The following is a 17,038-nucleotide window of genomic DNA, read 5'->3' on the forward strand; positions in this document are numbered from 1 at the left end:
GAGTTGGAGATGAAAGACAGACAAGCCTAGTTTGTACCATAAATAATCGGGGCATCACAGCCCTTATTGAGTGAGGACAGCTATTTCCACCCTTCGGTTGCGTGCTCGACCGGAATCAGTGTCATTTTCTGTAATTGGACGTGTGTCAGCATAACCTTCAACACGGAATCGGTCAGCTTGATATTCGGGATAACGCAATAATTCATGTACGACGGAAGTTGCTCTGGAGCCAGATAATTCCCAGTTGGATCGGTACTGTTGTGTACTCAATGGACGATTATCAGTATGGCCGGAAACGACTAAAGGATCGTCAATATGGGATAATGCCTCGGCAATAGCCTTTAATACGGGCATAAAAGCGGGCTTTATGGTGGCCAGACCGGATGGAAAAGAGGCTTGTTCATCAATCGTAATGACCACTCGGTCTTCACGCGTTTCAACCTGTAGAATACCTTCATCAAGCTGCTCACGAAGCGCTTGCTTAATCTGCATGAGTTGACGCTGTTGTTTAGCGTGTAAATATAAATTCAGATCGTTGGTGTCGATAATGGGGTTATTGGGATCAGCCGTTTGCCTGACTTCCTCAATGACAGTGACATCAGAAGGATTGGGTGAAAAAGTCTGCTTGATTATCGACGTACCCATGGGGACAGGTTCAGGAATCTCTGGAGGCTCAACACCAAAAGCGTTATGCATTGATTGCGTTATCATTTTTAGACGAATAACATCAAGCTCTGACATCGATAATAACAACACAAAGAAACACAACAGCAAAGTCATCAAGTCTGCAAAGATCGCAATATAAGCTGGAAGCGCTTTACGTTTTAACATTCGAATTGAAGAACCCGGATTCAAATTTTGGTTTATCAATGCTCCGTCTCCCAGTTCATTAACAATTTCTGAATGAATAGGCGGAAATGAGCCAGTGTTTATACGGGGTTTCATTGTTACCGTAACTCTCTGATAAATCAAGATTTGAGGAACTAAAGCTGTTTAATGCTAGCCTGAAGAAGATGCTGATGGATGTGACAGGTAACACAGTGTTAAACAATTTGTTCTTATAGCCTGTAAATACTGTAATAATTTCGATCCGACCAACCAACTTCAATCTGTTGCTGTGCACTGGTCATCCATGGATTTTAAATGCGACATTTAATAGCGACTAAACTGGTTTTTAATAGCATGATCGCCATCATCGCTCTGCTCATCTTTTCAGCAGCGATTTATATTGACTATGTTATTCAGGATAGATACAGCAATGCTTTACAGGCAAAGACCCAGCAGAAGCTAAGTCAATATCACAATAATCTGGTGACAAACTTACAAAACCACATTCAAATTATCCGGGGGCTGCCGGGTTTATTTGCCGTTAATCCGGAGTTGACTCAGGAACAGTTCGAAGTCGCCATGAGCCATCTGATTGGCGAACATACTCAGTTACGCAATATCGCTGCCGCTCCGGATATGGTGATTCGCTACATGTATCCAGTGGCAGGAAATGAACAGGCTATAGGACTGGATTACCGTCAGGAACCTACCCAAGCTGCGGCAGCCGAACGCGCCAGGGTGAGCCGGAATTTAGTGCTTGCGGGTCCGCTTGAACTTAAACAAGGCGGCACAGGATTGATCACCCGGATACCCGTGTATCTGCTTGATGATCAACAGCAAGAATATTTTTGGGGCATTATTTCGGCCGTTATTGACGTTGATGCTTTTTTTGAAGCGTCTGGATTAAATGCGGCAGATTTACCGATTGAGATGGCCATTCGGGGTAAAGATGGGTTGGGTGAGCAAGGTGAGGTGTTTTTCGGTGAAGAAGCTTTATTTGATAATGCAAGGTTAACGATGCCACTTGCCTTGCCAGAGGGGCACTGGGTCTTGGTCGGACAGCCAAAGGGAGGTTGGAAAGGTGGCCTGGGTGACGTGAAGCAATCCCGAATCCTGCTATTTTGTATTGCCATAGCTATTTTCGCGTTATTGACAGCCTTTGTGCGATTTATGTTTTCAGCATCAATGGCAAATCTAAAATTCAGACAGGTAATTGAATCTTCACCCATCCCCTACATTTTGGTGGGAAAAGAGCGGAAAGTCAGTTTTATCAACCCGGCGTTTACTGAGCTTTATGGCTATACGCTGGATGATTTACCCACGCTGGCTTTGTGGTGGGAGAAAACGAATGTCAGTAAGGACTATTTAAAAACGGTAAATGAATGGTGGTCTGCCAATCCAGAGCATAAGTTGTTACCCGATTCCTCATTGGAAGTGAGCATTTACTGCCTGGATGGCAGTGAGCGTGTTGCATTGCTTTCAGTTTCACCATTACATGATGCGGTAAATAATGAATTACTGCTTGTTTTCTACGATATAACCACACGTAAACAGGCTGAGCAGAAAATTCATTTTTCAGAGCAGATTTTCAGGCAGGCACATGAAGGAATTGTGGTCACCGATACAAAAAGTCGGATTTTAGAAGTGAATCCGGCCTTTACCGAAATAACCGGTTATACCATGCAAGAGGCGTTGCAAGGCACCCCGGCAATGTTGAAATCAGGTAAACATAACGATGATTTTTTTCAGCAAATGTGGCACAGCCTGGAAAATCAGGGGTACTGGCAGGGAGAAGTCTGGAATCGCCATAAAGAAGGACATTTGTATGCGCTGCTTCTGACCATTACAGCGATGACCAATCCTCAGGGGGATAAACAATTTTATGTAGGTTTGTTTTCGGATATTACCCAATCTAAAACCCAGCAGGAAAAGCTGGAATTAATGGCACATTATGATGTGCTCACGCATTTACCCAATCGGGTATTGTTTGCTGACAGGTACAGTCAGGCTGTGGCCCATAGTCAGCGCTTAGGCACATGGGTTGGGGTTTGTTTTCTGGATTTGGATGATTTCAAGCCGGTGAATGATACTCACGGCCATAACATTGGTGATTTATTACTGATTGACGTGGCAGACCGATTGCGGGCAAGTGTCAGGGAAGAAGACACCATTTCCCGCTTTGGTGGGGACGAGTTTGCTATTTTGTTCAGAGATATCAGTTCCTACGAGCAATGTGAGCAATTACTGACCAGATTACATCAGACGTTGGCTGAGCCGTATTGGATAGATAATCAACGCATCGTTATCAGTGCCTCCAGCGGCATTGCTTTATATCCTATGGATAATGTTGATTTAGACACACTGTTGCGTCATGCAGATCAGGCAATGTATCAGGCTAAAATCACCGGACGCAATACATTCAGACTGTTTAACCCTGAATTAAATCAACAGGTTATGCAGAAGCATCATGTTGTTCATCGTTTACGTGAAGCCCTGTTAAATAATGAGTTTGTATTACATTATCAACCGGAAATAAATATGAAAACCGGCGAAATCATCGCGGTTGAAGCATTGATTCGCTGGCAGCATCCTGAAAGTGGTTTGCTTTACCCTAACGAGTTTCTGTCTGTCGTGGAAGGCAGTGATCTGGAATTTGATTTGGGTCTGTGGGTCGTTGAGTCGGCGCTGAGTCAGTTGCAGCAATGGCAGCAGGCGGGATTAAATCTTGTGGTGAGTGTCAATATTGCAGCCAACCATCTGCATGCGATAAATTTTATTCAATCCTTACAGCAGATCTTAAGTCGTTATCCGGATATCAAGCCCTCGTCTTTGCAACTGGAAATTCTGGAAAGCAGTACATTGGGAGATGTGCATACGCTGAGCCGTATTATCGATGAATGCCGGCATCAGGTGGGGGTACAGATAGCATTGGATGATTTTGGTACCGGTTATTCTTCGTTGACCCATCTGCGGCATCTGGCAGCAAACTCGGTCAAAATTGACCAGAGTTTTGTTCGTGATATGTTAGAGGATCCCAGTGATTACAATATTGTCGATGGTGTGATCAGTCTGGCTAAAGCCTTTAATCGCCAGGTTATCGCGGAAGGGGTGGAAACCATTGAACATGGACTGATGTTGCTGTCTATGGGCTGTGAGTTGGCACAAGGCTATCAGATAGCCCGCCCCATGCCGGCCGAAGATATTTTAGTATGGTGCCAGGAGTTTCAATTGGAGCCAGTCTGGCAAAAACAGGTATCAAAAACTGACCCTTTTCCCTGATGAGATGCTGATCAGCCACCCAAAAATAACCTCATAACATTACTTTGAATCTGGAGCTTTCCATGTTTCGTTATCCTGTCAGCGGCCTTTTCGCTATTTTGATTCTGGTGACATTTGTTTATGGCTGTGCTTCACGATCCCAGAGCAATTATTTTCGTGATGAAGTGGGGGAAGTCATGGCCGTTGAAGATGTCTGGATTGTCTCATCCCGTATGGTCAAAATTGAAGGGCTCGGAGAAAACCGACCCGGCTGGGGAGCGGCGGTCGGAGCAACTGTGGCCGGTTCAACTGCATACGGTATTACCCAGGCGGATAACCCTGCCGGCGTGGCGATTACCATCATTGCACTGGTCGGTGGTGCATTGGCGGGTCAGTTTATTGATGAGAAGATAAAATCCCAGCTGGGCGTGGAGTATATTCTGGATAAACCCAGTGGTGCCAAGTTTGCCGTGGTCCAGGCGGTAAAAAGTACTGATGAAATGTTACCTGCGAATACCCCCGCTTTATTGATGCGTGGTAAAAACGGCTACTATCGAATTATTCCCCAATAGCCATCTCAAAATTTAAATTAATTATTCCACTTGTCAGTTATTTCAAAAACTTTTAATCAGGCTCATCCGCCTTCATAAATATGAATTATTGAGATTAACCTGGGTCAATTTCTCTGGAATGTTGCTGTGATAGTCTTTGTTCGAACTTAATCTTCGGCTGGGAGTGCGCCCCAATTTATGGATGATAAGAAAATTATTCGCGTTGGTGAAAACTGCTGGCGTTCCCGTAATGCCAATAGAGCAGCGCTACTGGTTGATGGCGAAAATTATTTTGGTGCCCTGCATACAGCAATTATGCAGGCTCAATATGCCGTTTATATTCTTGCCTGGGATATTGATAGTCGACTGAGGCTGGTTCGCGGTGAAAAACAAACCGATGCTCCCGCCGAGTTAGGCGATTTGATTAATGCCGTTTTAGAGCAAAAGCCAGAATTAAATTTCTATATCCTGAACTGGGATTGGGCGATGCTGTATACCTTGGAAAGAGAATGGCTGCCATTATTCCGGCCCGGCTGGAAAAAACAGGATCGTTTGCATTATCAGCTGGATGGGGAATGTCCTTTCGGTGGATCTCAGCATCAAAAAATCGTCGTAATCGATGACAAAATCGCCTTTTGTGGCGGCATAGATCCCGGTAAGCACCGTTGGGACAGCAGTGATCATGCGCCTGAGGATAAGCGCCGTATAGATCCAGATAATGTGGCCTATCCACCTTTTCATGATATGCAGATGTTAGTTGATGGTGAAGCTGCTAAAAGTCTTGCTGAATTGGCCCGGGAACGTTGGTTGAAAGCAACGGGGCAACAGTTAACCCAGCCACCTCATTATGTTGAGGATATCTGGCCTCACTATATCAGGCCGGATTTTCAACAGGTCAATATTGCCATTTCACGTACTCAACCGGAATTTGAGGGGCAGCCGGAAATCACTGAAGTTGAAACCTTATATCTTGATGCTATCGCTGCCGCTGAAAAGCTTATCTATATCGAAAATCAATACTTTACCTCCTGGAAGGTCGCAGAGGTGTTGGCCCAGCGTTTAGCTGAAAGTGATGGGCCTGAAGTGGTGATAGTTTGTCCCAAAATGACAGGAGGATGGCTGGAGCAGCATACGATGGATGTGTTGCGTTCAAGAGTCAGCCGCAAACTTTGCGATGCCGATAAACATGATCGTTTACGAATTTGCTACCCGCATCATGAAGCGTTGGGTGAAATGTACATAAGTCTGCATAGCAAAATGATGATCGTTGATGACTGCTTTTTACGGATTGGCTCGGCGAATTTAAGCAACCGGTCTATGGGATTGGATAGTGAATGTGATTTGGCTATCGAAGCTGAAAATGCTGATCACATTCAGGCGATACGAGCATTCCGTCAGCGGCTGCTGAGTGAACATCTGCAGCTCGATGAAACTGAATTGGAAAGTTTACTTGCTGAACATAACTCACTGATTCAAGTGTTGGATGCACGTAATCAATTTCCACGAACACTCCGCCAGCTAGATTGTGAGATAGATGAAAATATTGATGGTTTAACTCCTACGGCTGACTATATCGATCCTGAACGACCGGTCGATTCGGTTGAAATGAGTCGGAAACTGGTGCCAATTGATGAACCGAAATCACCTAAAAAGCAGATTATCATCGCTGCATTGATTTTATTGGCTGTAGTTGCATTGACCGCATTATGGAAATGGACACCTTTAAATGAATGGTTAACGCCGGAAAACCTGAAACAGTTGATTAGCAGGTTAAACGACAATCCTTTTACCCCCGTCATTGTTATTACGGGTTTTGCTATAGCCGGATTGTTTGCGATTCCCCTGACCATACTGGTTGTGGCTGTTGCGATAAGTTTTGGCGCATGGCCGGGGAGTATATACGCCATTCTGGGTTCAATGCTGAGTGCCATTCTGGGATATTTCGCTGGTGAGTGGCTGGGGCGTAGAAGTGTTTCTAAAATGGCCGGATCAAAATTAAACCGGCTGTCAAAACGGTTAGCCAATCATGGTGTGATGGCGATTATTACCGTGAGGATTATTCCGGTAGCACCTTTTACGGTGATTAACCTGGTAGCAGGTGCTTCGCATATCAAATTAAAAGACTTTATCTGGGGAACCCTGCTGGGCATGTTGCCGGGGATTTTAGCCATAACCGTTTTTGCGAATTCACTGTTACGAGTTGTTCAACAGCCTGAACCTATAGAAATTATTATTTTTATAATGGTGGTTTTAGGGATTGGCAGCCTGATGTACGGTGTTAAAAGATGGCTGAACAGAATTTCAACAGACTCGTGACGCAAGTAACACCCTCCAACACCCTCACGATTGCTACTTACAATATCCATGCCTGCATAGGATCTGATGGTCAATTTGATCCGGCACGCATAGCAGCCGTTTTACAAGAGTTGGATGCTGATATTATCGCTTTGCAGGAAGTTGAACACCATTCGATTGATGAGCTGGACCTGCTGGAGTATCTGGCTTATCAGACTGGTCATGAAGCGCTTGCCGGTCCGACCCTGTTTCGGGAAACCCGCCACTATGGCAATGCCTTGCTGACAAGACTGCCATTACGATCCTTTAAGCATATTGATTTAAGTTTTTCGGGTTGTGAGCCACGAGGTGCCATTGAGGCAACCTTTGATGTCGCCGGCTATGAATTACAGGTTATCGCTACCCATTTAGGGTTGAAACCGGCGGAGCGTCGCTGGCAGGTCAAACAATTGCTGGAGATAAAATCACAGCAGGAAGCGGATATCAGTTGTTTATTAGGCGACGTCAATGAGTGGTTGTTGTGGGGAAGACCGTTGCGCTGGTTGCATCAACATTTCAGTGCTCAACCGCATTTGCCAACCTTCCCGGCAGGCTGGCCTGTTTTCGCACTGGATCGTATCTGGATTTCTCCCCAACGCTGTCAAATTAAACTATCTGTTCACAAAACGGCGTTAGCTCGACAGGCTTCAGACCATTTGCCACTGGTAGTCAAAATGCGTTTTTGATTTGTTGCCTGATCAGACAACAGATAATCAGGATGTTGATCCTGGGTTATTAATTTTTATTTATTTTTGCCTGAACAAACTTTACAAACAGTGTGAGAGACTTCACCTTATACGCATAACAGCATGTTTTCCCGTGTCCCATATAACATTTTCACAGTAATTTTTATTGCAAAATACCTGGTGATGTAGCAACAATTGCCCAACGGACGTTAGCAGAATAAACATATTTGGTAGGTGTTTTTTCATTTTAAGGGAGCTCAAATGATGAATATGAAAATGGTAAAAAAAGCAGTTCAGGATTTTCTCAAAGACGAAGAGGGTGCCAGTGGTATTGAGTATGCGCTGGTAGCGGCTATGGTTGCAGTGGCATTGATTGCGTTTGTTGCACCTGTTCGGGATGCAATTGTTGGTGTGTTCACCGACATCCAGGGCGCTTTAGAAGACAGTACCGATTAAAAGTACTTAGTTTTTCACGGAATCAAAGTGCTGTTTTCCCAGCCTCTTTTTACAGCCGGTTTGTTAACAATTTGGTGTCTGGCGTGTGCGTTTTATGATTTAACACAACGTCGACTGCCCAATTTTCTGACTCTTGGCGTGCATATTCCTGCTTTGGCTATTTTGTTGATAGCCGGGCATGGTTTGCTGGGAGCCACAGCCATTTCATGCCTTTTGGCCTGGAGTGCTGCCCTTTTCCTGACATTACCGGCCTATGCCTTCCGTTGGCTTGGGGCAGGCGATGTAAAATTCCTGGCGTCAATAGGTCTGTTGACCGGGTTGAATTTTCTTTTAGTAAGCTATGCTATTGCCGGTTTGCTGTCAGGCATGATTGTTGTTGCATGGCTGTCGGCACAGCGGGTTTTGCCTTATCTCAATCTGCAACTTGCATCCACAAAAATTCAGTTACCGGTATTGGCTCGGCCAACTGGAAAGGTTCTCCCTTTCGGTGCCATTCTTGCCGTCAGCGTTTTAATCACGCTTTGTATTCCAGCTTATGTTGACTTTATCCCTCTTAAAAGTTTAGGGGGCTTTTCATGACTCGTTCTGTTATATCACCTCTCTATCCAGATGGCTTTACAAGTCTATTGGCACCCAAAAATTCTTTTTATAAGCAACGTGGTGCAGCAGCCATCGAAGCTGCATTAATGTTTGTCCTTTTTTTCTCCCTGTTTTATGCCATTGTCAGCTATTCCTTACCCCTGTTAATGGTGCAGGCGTTTAACCATGCCGCTGCTTCTGGCGCTCGTTCTGCCCTGGCTGTTGATCCCAATGCAGATGAGTTTGATGACATAACGCAATATATTGAGCAGGGAGTAAAACCAAGGGTACGAGAGGTGATTGCCGATACGTTGGATTGGTTACCACCCACAGCCAAAACCACGGTTCTGGGCAATCAGAACAATAATGTTGTTGTTGAATTTAATGAAGCAACCGGTGTGTTGGCTGTGACGGTAGTGTATGCAGGCTATCGTGATGCGCCGTTAATTCCAACCTTAAAACTCCCAGGGATGGGAGATGTACCCAGATTGCCAGCCAACTTGCAGGGAAGCGCTTCAGTCAGTTTGTGAGAATAAAAAAGAAAGAAAAAAATAAAGCAATCCGTTATGGACGGTGATACGGATTAAATAAATAACTGGAGTCAGAGATGAGTAGTTCTGCCTTACGTATTTTGGCAATTTTATTGGCTATCGGTGCAACGGTTTTAGGGTATATAGGATATCAAGCAAGTCAGGATACCCAGCCCCCGGAAAGCCGTATGGCCGAGTCCTCTGAAGCAGCTCCGATAAGCTACCCCATTGTTATCGCGGCAAGAGATATTGCTCCCGATCATAAAATCGTTGCGGAGGATATCAAGGTGACAATGGTAGACAAGCAAGTAAAAGACAGTTTTAGCGAGCCACCACCACTTATCGGTCTAAGCAGCCGGATGACAATTGCTGCTGGCGAAATGCTGTTGCCGGAACATTTCCAGTCATTAAGTGCCGTCACGGCTAATCTTCATCCGGGTGAGAGGGCGGTGGCGGTGAAAGTAGATGAGGTCACGGGCGTTGGTGGCTACATCGAACCGGGTGACAAGGTGGATGTTTTACTGTTTCTGCCTGCCGGACAGGAAACGGATAAAAAAAGCTCTGCTCAACTATTGTTGCCTGCTCTGCGAGTAATTGCCTATGGCAACCAGTTGGATGAGTTGGATCAACAGCAAATCCGGCAAAAGTCCCGGGCCTATCTTTCTGTTTCGGAAGACGGCGCACTAAGCGATCAGCTATCGGAAAGCCGTAAAACAGAAAATGATGGAAAATCCAGTGGGAAACAAAGTAAAACGGCAGTGTTAGCCGTTGATCAGGCTTTCGCATCAACATTGTTATTAGCCGAATCCACCGGCAGAATTCGGCTGGCATTAGTGGCTGACGAAGCAAATACTGAAAACAGACCTTCCCAATTATCTGCAAAAACCAATTATTTTATTTCTCTGGAGTCCCTGAAAGGTCCGGCAATTAAAACGGTTACTCCACCTGAAATAGTTACACCACCCCCCGTGAAATCGTCAACGCCAAAGGCAGCAGCGCAAGTGACTGTGCACCGGGGACTTCAGGAAACAGTGGTAAATGTCGGGCAGGAGAAATGATATGAGTAAAAGCCAGCCTGGTATCAGAACCTTGTGGACATCTGCCAGACAACAATGTCCGATATCCTTCGGCGTTTTGCTATTCATGCTGATGAATACAGCTATTGCAGATAGTAAGCTCACACTGGAACAGGGGTTGCAGCAGAGTTTTCAGTCGACTCAGCCCGTCGGGCGGGTTGCTGTAGGCGATCCCACCATAGCGGATGTCTCGGTGATTACGGAATATGAAATACTGATAACACCTCAACAGCCTGGCGTGACCAGTTTAACCATCTGGTCAAAAAACAATTCACCAAAACAGATGATTCAACTAACCGTGACGCCTGCAAAACAGTTGAAGCAGCATGGTCTGGATAAGCTGGAGGAACCAGATTTGCAGCTGGATGAAGTTGGTGAACAGCTGCAGTTACAGGGTGAGATAAATTCGCTTGATAATCATGCGGTAGCACGATCGGTTCTGGGGTTCGACACTGAAACGGGCATTGATAGCACGGTTTTTGATCAAGGATCGCAGGTGCAGATCGATATCAAAATCGTTGAGTTAAGTAAAAATCGATTACAGTCTGCCGGCTTCTTTTTTGGTAAAGGCAACCGAACTCCACGATCCATTTCCGCGCCGGGCAGCCCCTCCACTTTATCCCGTAACACCGCGGGTGGTCTGTCATTACTGGGTGATAATTTCGCCTTGAGTAACGATACCTTTAATCTGATCTACGGTCGTGCTTCTAATGGTTTGCTTGCGGCGATTTCTGTTTTAGAGGGTAATGGATTTGCTTACACATTGGCCGAACCCTCATTAGTCGCCATGAGTGGTCAAAGCGCCAACTTTCTTGCAGGTGGAGAGTTTCCAGTCCCGGTTCGGGGTTCAGGGCTGGATAACAGTGTGACCATTGAATATAAAGAGTTTGGGGTGAGGTTATCACTGACCCCTACTGTTCTGGATCAGCAAAGAATTGCCTTAAAGGTTTCTCCGGAAGTCAGTGAGCTGGACTTTAATGCCGGTATCCAGACAGGTGGGGTGACAGTACCGGCATTGCGGGTGAGAAGGACGGATACGACGGTGGCGCTGGGTGATGGAGAGAGTTTTGTGATCAGTGGCCTTATCAGTCAGAACACCCTTGCCAATGTCGATAAAATGCCATGGCTTGGCGATATCCCTATTATCGGTGCGTTCTTTCGATCCAATCAATTGGATCGAAGTGACAGAGAGTTGCTGATGATCGTCACACCGCATCTGGTAAAACCATTGGCACGTAATGCTGCATTGCCAGAGTTGCCTGGTGAGAAATACCGTAATTACAATCCAGATTTTGCCGATTTTCTGTTTTTTGAAAAGGGAGATTTTGTGAATCGACCACCCGTTTCTTCAGGTTTTTCGAAATAATATGGCTAAATTACAGAAAAATTCTTTTATCGTCGTTCCGGATAATGACAGTCAGTTGAACTGGTTACAGGAAGTGCTGATTGACGAAGGGGAGGTTATCAAAACCGATGTTTCCTCTATCGACCGTGTCCGGCAATTACTGGATCTGACGGGATCGCAAGTCGTTTTTGTCGGTTTATCCGAAACCAATCTTCGTCAGAATATTGCCTTTATCGAAGATCTGGTGACATTTAAAACCATGTTGCTGGTCATTGCGGTGGCGGATCATCTGGATAATGAATTGGTGTTGAGTGCGATGCGAGCAGGTGCACGGGAATTCATCACTACCGGCACCCGGCATAATGAAGTTATGCGTCTGTTGAATCGCCTGCAACATCGTGCGCCGATTGCCCAGCATGCAACTGACAGGCGAGGCAAAGTGACGTCATTAGTCAGTGCCCGTCCTGGCTCGGATACCCCCATGCTGGCATTGCACCTGGCTTTAGCCATTCAGACTGAAGGACAAAACGAGAAGGTTTTATTACTGGATATGGGGACACCGGCATCCGATACGCTGACCTATCTTGGCATTAATGCCCCCTACAGCTTTCTCGATGCAATACGCAGTTTACGGCGCCTGGACTCAACCCTTATTGACAGTGCGTTTGCCAAGCATGAGAGCGGTTTGAAGCTGTTGGCTTTACCCGAAGACCACACGGGTATTGGAGATGTCACTTCCGCTGATGTGTATGTCTTACTTGGTGTATTACAGCAGTATTTTACCCATATCATTATCAATCTGGGGGGCGTGCCCTATTCAGATTTCTTACATCTGCTGGTGAGTAACTCGAACACCACTCTGGCCTTGCTGGAGCAGAGTGTGCCCAGCTGTAAACAGAACATGCAGCTGATTCGTAAAATTTCCCAGGGCCAGATAGATATGGATTCGGTGAAGCTGGTCGTCGATCGATATTTACCGAATTTACCACCCGATGCAGAAAATCTGGCCAGGGGGTTGAACATTAATTTACTGACAACACTGCCATCTTCCGGGATGGCTCGCTTGAAAATGATGAATTCCGGAGAAAGTTTATTTGAATGTGCACCAAGAGATCCATACACCCAGGCAGTCAGAAAAATGGCCAAGAAGCTGACGATGGCTGAACAGGAAAGTAAGGAAAGCAATCAGTCCGGGTTGTGGCCACAGTTTAATGCCTGGATGAAGACAAAATTAGGATAACGCTATGGCTTTTCAATATCCCCAGTACGATTTCAGTCTTAAAAATACCCAGACGTATCAGGATATCAAATATGCATTGCATCGCTACCTTATCGCCCAGGTAGAAGAGGATAAAATTCCGATTGTGGAGTGGTCGGAAGAACAATTAAACGACTATGTTTATGGGCATGTCACACAGTATGCAAATAAAAGCCAGATGGCCGTCAGTAGCCAGGACCTGGATGATCTGACTGAGGAAATGGTCAATGAACTGGTGGGGTTTGGCCCATTACACAGTTTGCTGGAAGATGACAGCATCAGCGATATCATGGTCAATGGTGCTTACCATATCTTTTTTGAAAAACAGGGAAAAGTACAAAAGTCCTCATTACGGTTTATTGATGATGAACATGTTCTGCGAGTTATCCGCCGCATCATTGCCCCAATGGGACGGCGCCTGGATGAATCAAGTCCAATGGTCGATGCCCGCCTTCCGGATGGCAGCCGGATTAATGCGATTATTCCGCCATTGGCATTGGATGGTCCATGTGTTTCCATCCGCAAATTTCGTCGGGAAATGTTGCGTGAAACCGATATGCTGGTCTACGGCACGCTGAATCAGGAAATGCTGGATTTATTGATACTGGCAGTCAAAAGCCGTTGCAATATTATGGTTAGTGGTGGAACCGGTACCGGTAAAACCACACTGTTAAATACCTTGAGTCGCTTTATTGATCCAGCTCAGCGTATTGTCACCATTGAGGATGCGGCTGAGTTGCAATTGGGACATAACCATGTCGTTCGATTGGAAACCCGGCCACCTACCATTGAAGGGGATGGCGAAGTCAGGGCACGTGATCTGGTTCGTAATGCATTACGTATGCGACCGGATCGCATCATTTTGGGAGAGGTGCGTGGTGAAGAAGTGCTGGATGTTCTGCAAGCCATGAATACCGGTCACGATGGTTCAATGAGCACGGTACATGCCAATAATCCGCGGGATGCATTGGTTCGGCTGGAAATGCTGGCCTCATTGGCTAACTTCAAAGGCGCACATGATGTAATCCGGGAAATGATATCCAGTGCGGTTGATTTAATGGTGCATATTTCCAGATTTGCCGATGGAACCCGGCGCATTACCTCGATTGCTGAGATTACCGGGCATCGTGACGGGCAGTATTTGCTGAATGAACTGTTCAGCTATAACCACCCGTTAAACCGGCATGAAATCAACAATGTGCGGCCAGTGAATGAGAAATTCACCAGTGGTAACCAACACAGTAAAAACCATCGTCTCACTTCAGTGTCACCCGATTTCTAATGACTTTGGTATTAGTGATATATGCGTTTACCGGCCTGATGATTTTTCTCGCCGTTTTCGCCTTAGTTCAAAGTCATTCAAAAGAACTGACGGAAAAGACCAATCGTAATTTTACGCAAGTGGTCGGAATCACCATTGACGGGCGATTCAGCCGCCAGCCCAAAAAAAAATCCACTCGGGTTAAAACATTGTTATGGCGAGCCGGTGTTGAACCCAAAGAGCGTCATATTGTGCTTATTGTTATGGGTATTCTTTTGCTGACGGCTCTGGTTGCGATGAGCAAAGGGCTGCTCACAGCAATATTTATTCCGCTGTTGGTCGTTGTATTTCTTTATCTCTGGTTGCAGCGACGAGCATCAACACGCATTAAAGATATTTTGTTTCAACTGCCCCTGTTTCTGGATCAGGTGTTAAGAGCATTGGGCACCGGACGTAGTATGGAGGGCGCTCTGGAACTGGCCACTCTGGAATCCCCTCAACCTTTAAAAGCCGTATTTGAGCGTGTTCTGAGAGAAAATCAGTTAGGCAAGGATCTGGGGCTGGCAATTCAGGAAACAGCGGACCTATATCGATTACATGAATTGTATCTGGTGTCACTGGCAATCCGTGTTAACCGCAGCTATGGCAGCAGTGTTCGTGAGTTGATAAAAAATATCGTTAAGATGATTCATCAGCGGGAAGCGGCCAGACGAGAGTTAAAAACCATGACTGGTGAAACACGTGTGACAGCCTGGGTTCTGGGTCTGTTACCACTGGTAATAGCCGGCTATATCATGATGATGAATCCAGGGTATATGACGACTATGTGGGAAGACAGCTCAGGAAGATTTATGCTGTTCACCGCGGTGTTTTTCCAGCTGATTGGCGCATTTGCCTTATGGCGAATGATTAAGAGCATATAGAGGTAATGATGCCCGGCTGGATTATCATGACAATAATTTTTCTGATAATAATGGCAGTGGTCCTGGTCTTTTGGGCCCAGCATCAGGCCAGTAGAGCTGATCAGGCGTCACAACGACGTTTTTTTGAACTGCTGGAAAAAAATTCTGCTGATGGTGACATTGATCATCACTGGATGAGAGGTGTCGTCCGGCGAATGGGCCACAGTAAACTGGCCCACTGGTTGCCGAAACTGGAACACTTTGAAACGGCTCAGTTACTCAGACAGGCTGGCTGGTATACACCAAGTGGGCGGTCATTTTTTTATTTAGCTACCTGGCTATTGCCTGTTGCACTGGCATTTGCCAGTGTGATTATTCTTTACCTTCAATCCGGCGGGCTGGATGGTCAGGCATGGGCCAAGGTCTTTATTGCCGCTACGATAGGCTATTTGTTACCCAAATATATTCTGCGCCGAAGCGCAAAAGATCGTCGTAACAGGTTATCCCGGGAAATGCCCACGGCCATTCATCTGTTACGGATGCTATTTGATGCCGGCCTGTCGACGGAGCATGCCATCAGAGTATTACAGCAGGAAGGCCGGCTACTTACACCCGAACTGGCCAAAGAGTTAAACAAAGTCTTACGTCAGATTGATGCCGGACTCGAGCCTGCAGAAGCTCTGGCAGAAATGGCTGCACCGCTGGGAGTGAATGAACTTGATGATTTGGTGGCGATATTGAAGCAGGTCAGCCGGCATGGTGGCAATATTCGTGAAACGCTGGTGAAATTTGCCCAGCTTATTGAAGAACGCCAACTCTCGGCATTACGGGAATACGTCAATGTACTTTCCGGAAAAATGTCTGTCGTGATGATGGTGTTTTTATTTCCCGCCCTGCTGATTTTTCTGGCCGGACCTGGATTTATGGCGCTCGCCAAAGGCTTATCAGGAGCATTATGAAATTAACATCAACAGTATGCCTCGGCCTGATAGTGAGCCTGACTGGCTGCAGTCAGTTGGGCGGAGGTACTCAAACGCAATCGCAGACGATGTCAGCCGCACACGCCAGTTGTGGAAAAGCAGTGGATGCAGATACCTCGATGAATCTGGATTTGATCGAGCAGCTTATGAATTCTGGCCGTTTGCATGCGGCACTGGCACATCTGGATAACCTTCAGTCAACTTCGCCTTATGCTACCTATTTACGCGCGGAGATTCTTCGTCAGTCAGATCGCAATCAGGAGGCCGCCGAATATTATCTGTCGTTATTGCAAACCTGCATGGTGGGAGAGGCACATCATGGACTGGGTCTTATTGCCGGGCGTAAGAACCTGTTAAATAAAGCCGTTGAACATTTAACGGTGGCAGCAGAGCAGTTGCCGGTCAATGCCAGAATCAGAAACGATTTAGGCTATGCATTATTACTGCAGGGGCATTTTGAAAAAGCCCAGCGTGAGTTTATCACCGCATTGGAACTGGATCAGGATGCGCGTCTGGCGGAAACCAATATGATGATTTTACTGCTGGCAACGGGGGAGCAGTCAAAAGCGGAAGCGTTTGCCAGACGTATCAATATGGATCCGCAAACAGTGGCTGACTTGAATGAGCAGGCGATGTCCATTCGTGCCCAGACACGCAGCAGATAGCTGTATAAAAAAAGGAAGCTCAGATGCAAAAAATACCATTGATACCCATCGGTTTACTCTGTTTTACTCTGTTTACGTGCGGGGTGATGGCAGAACCTGCCAAACCGCCAGCCAAACAAGGCGAACAAACCCGGAAATGGCTGAACTTGCAGCAAAACGGTCAGGCCGCTTCATCACATAATCAGACGCTTCCGGGGCCTGTGGCAGCAAAAATCTATGAACGTTATCTGAATAGCTTCAGTCATCCGATTCCGGAATATTTCAGTGAAATTGAATCGAATCCGTTTAGCAATTCGCGTTAAGTGTGTGGTGGGCTGATAATCATTGTC

Annotated in this window: 16 protein-coding genes; 15 read left to right on the plus strand and 1 reads right to left on the minus strand. The window is 46.1% G+C overall.

Annotated elements, in window-relative coordinates; genetic code table 11:
- Positions 1 to 63: 63 nt before the first annotated feature.
- Complete coding sequence (locus tag B2337_RS13665; protein WP_292413855.1) at positions 64 to 831, minus strand: OmpA family protein; 768 nt, start codon at positions 829 to 831, stop codon at positions 64 to 66.
- 312 nt (positions 832 to 1,143) lie between these two features.
- Between B2337_RS13665 and B2337_RS13670 the strand changes: the two genes are divergently transcribed.
- From B2337_RS13670 to B2337_RS13740, 15 genes are all read left to right on the plus strand, one after another.
- Entirely contained in the window at positions 1,144 to 4,107 is a 2,964-nt protein-coding gene (locus tag B2337_RS13670; RefSeq protein ID WP_292413856.1) for a bifunctional diguanylate cyclase/phosphodiesterase, read from the plus strand.
- A 62-nt stretch (positions 4,108 to 4,169) separates the two neighbouring features.
- Complete coding sequence (locus B2337_RS13675) at positions 4,170 to 4,658, plus strand: hypothetical protein (protein WP_292413857.1); 489 nt, start codon at positions 4,170 to 4,172, stop codon at positions 4,656 to 4,658.
- 177 nt (positions 4,659 to 4,835) lie between these two features.
- The gene (locus tag B2337_RS13680) at positions 4,836 to 6,953 is read left to right on the plus strand and encodes a VTT domain-containing protein (RefSeq protein WP_292360887.1); all 2,118 of its coding nucleotides are present in this window, start codon (positions 4,836 to 4,838) and stop codon (positions 6,951 to 6,953) included.
- Positions 6,923 to 7,657, plus strand: a complete 735-nt coding sequence (locus B2337_RS13685) for an endonuclease/exonuclease/phosphatase family protein (protein WP_292360886.1) — start codon at positions 6,923 to 6,925, stop codon at positions 7,655 to 7,657. The genes B2337_RS13680 and B2337_RS13685 overlap by 31 nt, the downstream gene beginning before the upstream one ends.
- Positions 7,658 to 7,918: 261 nt before the next feature.
- Entirely contained in the window at positions 7,919 to 8,113 is a 195-nt protein-coding gene (locus B2337_RS13690) for a Flp family type IVb pilin (RefSeq protein ID WP_292413858.1), read from the plus strand.
- 27 nt (positions 8,114 to 8,140) lie between these two features.
- The gene (locus B2337_RS13695) at positions 8,141 to 8,692 is read left to right on the plus strand and encodes an A24 family peptidase (RefSeq protein WP_292413859.1); all 552 of its coding nucleotides are present in this window, start codon (positions 8,141 to 8,143) and stop codon (positions 8,690 to 8,692) included.
- A complete protein-coding gene (locus B2337_RS13700) occupies positions 8,689 to 9,222 on the plus strand; it encodes a TadE/TadG family type IV pilus assembly protein (RefSeq protein WP_292360880.1) in 534 nt (177 codons plus the stop codon). The genes B2337_RS13695 and B2337_RS13700 overlap by 4 nt, the downstream gene beginning before the upstream one ends.
- Positions 9,223 to 9,299: 77 nt before the next feature.
- On the plus strand, positions 9,300 to 10,280 hold the full coding sequence (gene cpaB / locus B2337_RS13705) for a Flp pilus assembly protein CpaB (protein ID WP_292360878.1): 981 nt from the start codon (positions 9,300 to 9,302) through the stop codon (positions 10,278 to 10,280).
- A 1-nt stretch (position 10,281) separates the two neighbouring features.
- On the plus strand, positions 10,282 to 11,664 hold the full coding sequence (locus tag B2337_RS13710) for a type II and III secretion system protein family protein (protein ID WP_292360876.1): 1,383 nt from the start codon (positions 10,282 to 10,284) through the stop codon (positions 11,662 to 11,664).
- Between the two features lies 1 nt (position 11,665).
- The gene (locus B2337_RS13715; RefSeq protein ID WP_292413860.1) at positions 11,666 to 12,883 is read left to right on the plus strand and encodes a hypothetical protein; all 1,218 of its coding nucleotides are present in this window, start codon (positions 11,666 to 11,668) and stop codon (positions 12,881 to 12,883) included.
- Positions 12,884 to 12,887: 4 nt separating this feature from the next.
- Positions 12,888 to 14,183, plus strand: a complete 1,296-nt coding sequence (locus B2337_RS13720; protein ID WP_292360872.1) for a CpaF family protein — start codon at positions 12,888 to 12,890, stop codon at positions 14,181 to 14,183.
- Positions 14,183 to 15,085, plus strand: a complete 903-nt coding sequence (locus tag B2337_RS13725) for a type II secretion system F family protein (protein ID WP_292360870.1) — start codon at positions 14,183 to 14,185, stop codon at positions 15,083 to 15,085. The genes B2337_RS13720 and B2337_RS13725 overlap by 1 nt, the downstream gene beginning before the upstream one ends.
- 26 nt (positions 15,086 to 15,111) lie before the next feature.
- Entirely contained in the window at positions 15,112 to 16,023 is a 912-nt protein-coding gene (locus tag B2337_RS13730; RefSeq protein ID WP_292413861.1) for a type II secretion system F family protein, read from the plus strand.
- Positions 16,020 to 16,709 (plus strand): tetratricopeptide repeat protein, encoded by a 690-nt coding sequence (locus tag B2337_RS13735; RefSeq protein WP_292413862.1) that lies wholly within the window; start codon positions 16,020 to 16,022, stop codon positions 16,707 to 16,709. The genes B2337_RS13730 and B2337_RS13735 overlap by 4 nt, the downstream gene beginning before the upstream one ends.
- Positions 16,710 to 16,732: 23 nt before the next feature.
- Positions 16,733 to 17,011, plus strand: coding sequence for a DUF3613 domain-containing protein (locus B2337_RS13740; RefSeq protein WP_292413863.1), 279 nt, complete (start codon positions 16,733 to 16,735; stop codon positions 17,009 to 17,011).
- Positions 17,012 to 17,038: the final 27 nt, after the last annotated feature.

Origin of the sequence: Methylophaga sp. UBA3192, assembly GCA_002363955.1 — a bacterium.
Lineage (GTDB): Bacteria > Pseudomonadota > Gammaproteobacteria > Nitrosococcales > Methylophagaceae > Methylophaga.

Excerpts from the sequence above, each read along its gene's own strand:
- B2337_RS13665 (WP_292413855.1), bottom strand. The coding sequence starts at position 831 with ATGTTAAAACGTAAAGCGCTTCCAGCTTATATTGCGATCTTTGCAGAC.
- B2337_RS13670 (WP_292413856.1), top strand. The coding sequence starts at position 1,144 with ATGCGACATTTAATAGCGACTAAACTGGTTTTTAATAGCATGATCGCC.
- B2337_RS13675 (WP_292413857.1), top strand. The coding sequence starts at position 4,170 with ATGTTTCGTTATCCTGTCAGCGGCCTTTTCGCTATTTTGATTCTGGTG.
- B2337_RS13680 (WP_292360887.1), top strand. The coding sequence starts at position 4,836 with ATGGATGATAAGAAAATTATTCGCGTTGGTGAAAACTGCTGGCGTTCC.
- B2337_RS13685 (WP_292360886.1), top strand. The coding sequence starts at position 6,923 with ATGGCTGAACAGAATTTCAACAGACTCGTGACGCAAGTAACACCCTCC.
- B2337_RS13690 (WP_292413858.1), top strand. The coding sequence starts at position 7,919 with ATGATGAATATGAAAATGGTAAAAAAAGCAGTTCAGGATTTTCTCAAA.
- B2337_RS13700 (WP_292360880.1), top strand. The coding sequence starts at position 8,689 with ATGACTCGTTCTGTTATATCACCTCTCTATCCAGATGGCTTTACAAGT.
- cpaB (WP_292360878.1), top strand. The coding sequence starts at position 9,300 with ATGAGTAGTTCTGCCTTACGTATTTTGGCAATTTTATTGGCTATCGGT.
- B2337_RS13710 (WP_292360876.1), top strand. The coding sequence starts at position 10,282 with ATGAGTAAAAGCCAGCCTGGTATCAGAACCTTGTGGACATCTGCCAGA.
- B2337_RS13715 (WP_292413860.1), top strand. The coding sequence starts at position 11,666 with ATGGCTAAATTACAGAAAAATTCTTTTATCGTCGTTCCGGATAATGAC.
- B2337_RS13720 (WP_292360872.1), top strand. The coding sequence starts at position 12,888 with ATGGCTTTTCAATATCCCCAGTACGATTTCAGTCTTAAAAATACCCAG.
- B2337_RS13725 (WP_292360870.1), top strand. The coding sequence starts at position 14,183 with ATGACTTTGGTATTAGTGATATATGCGTTTACCGGCCTGATGATTTTT.
- B2337_RS13730 (WP_292413861.1), top strand. The coding sequence starts at position 15,112 with ATGACAATAATTTTTCTGATAATAATGGCAGTGGTCCTGGTCTTTTGG.
- B2337_RS13735 (WP_292413862.1), top strand. The coding sequence starts at position 16,020 with ATGAAATTAACATCAACAGTATGCCTCGGCCTGATAGTGAGCCTGACT.
- B2337_RS13740 (WP_292413863.1), top strand. The coding sequence starts at position 16,733 with ATGCAAAAAATACCATTGATACCCATCGGTTTACTCTGTTTTACTCTG.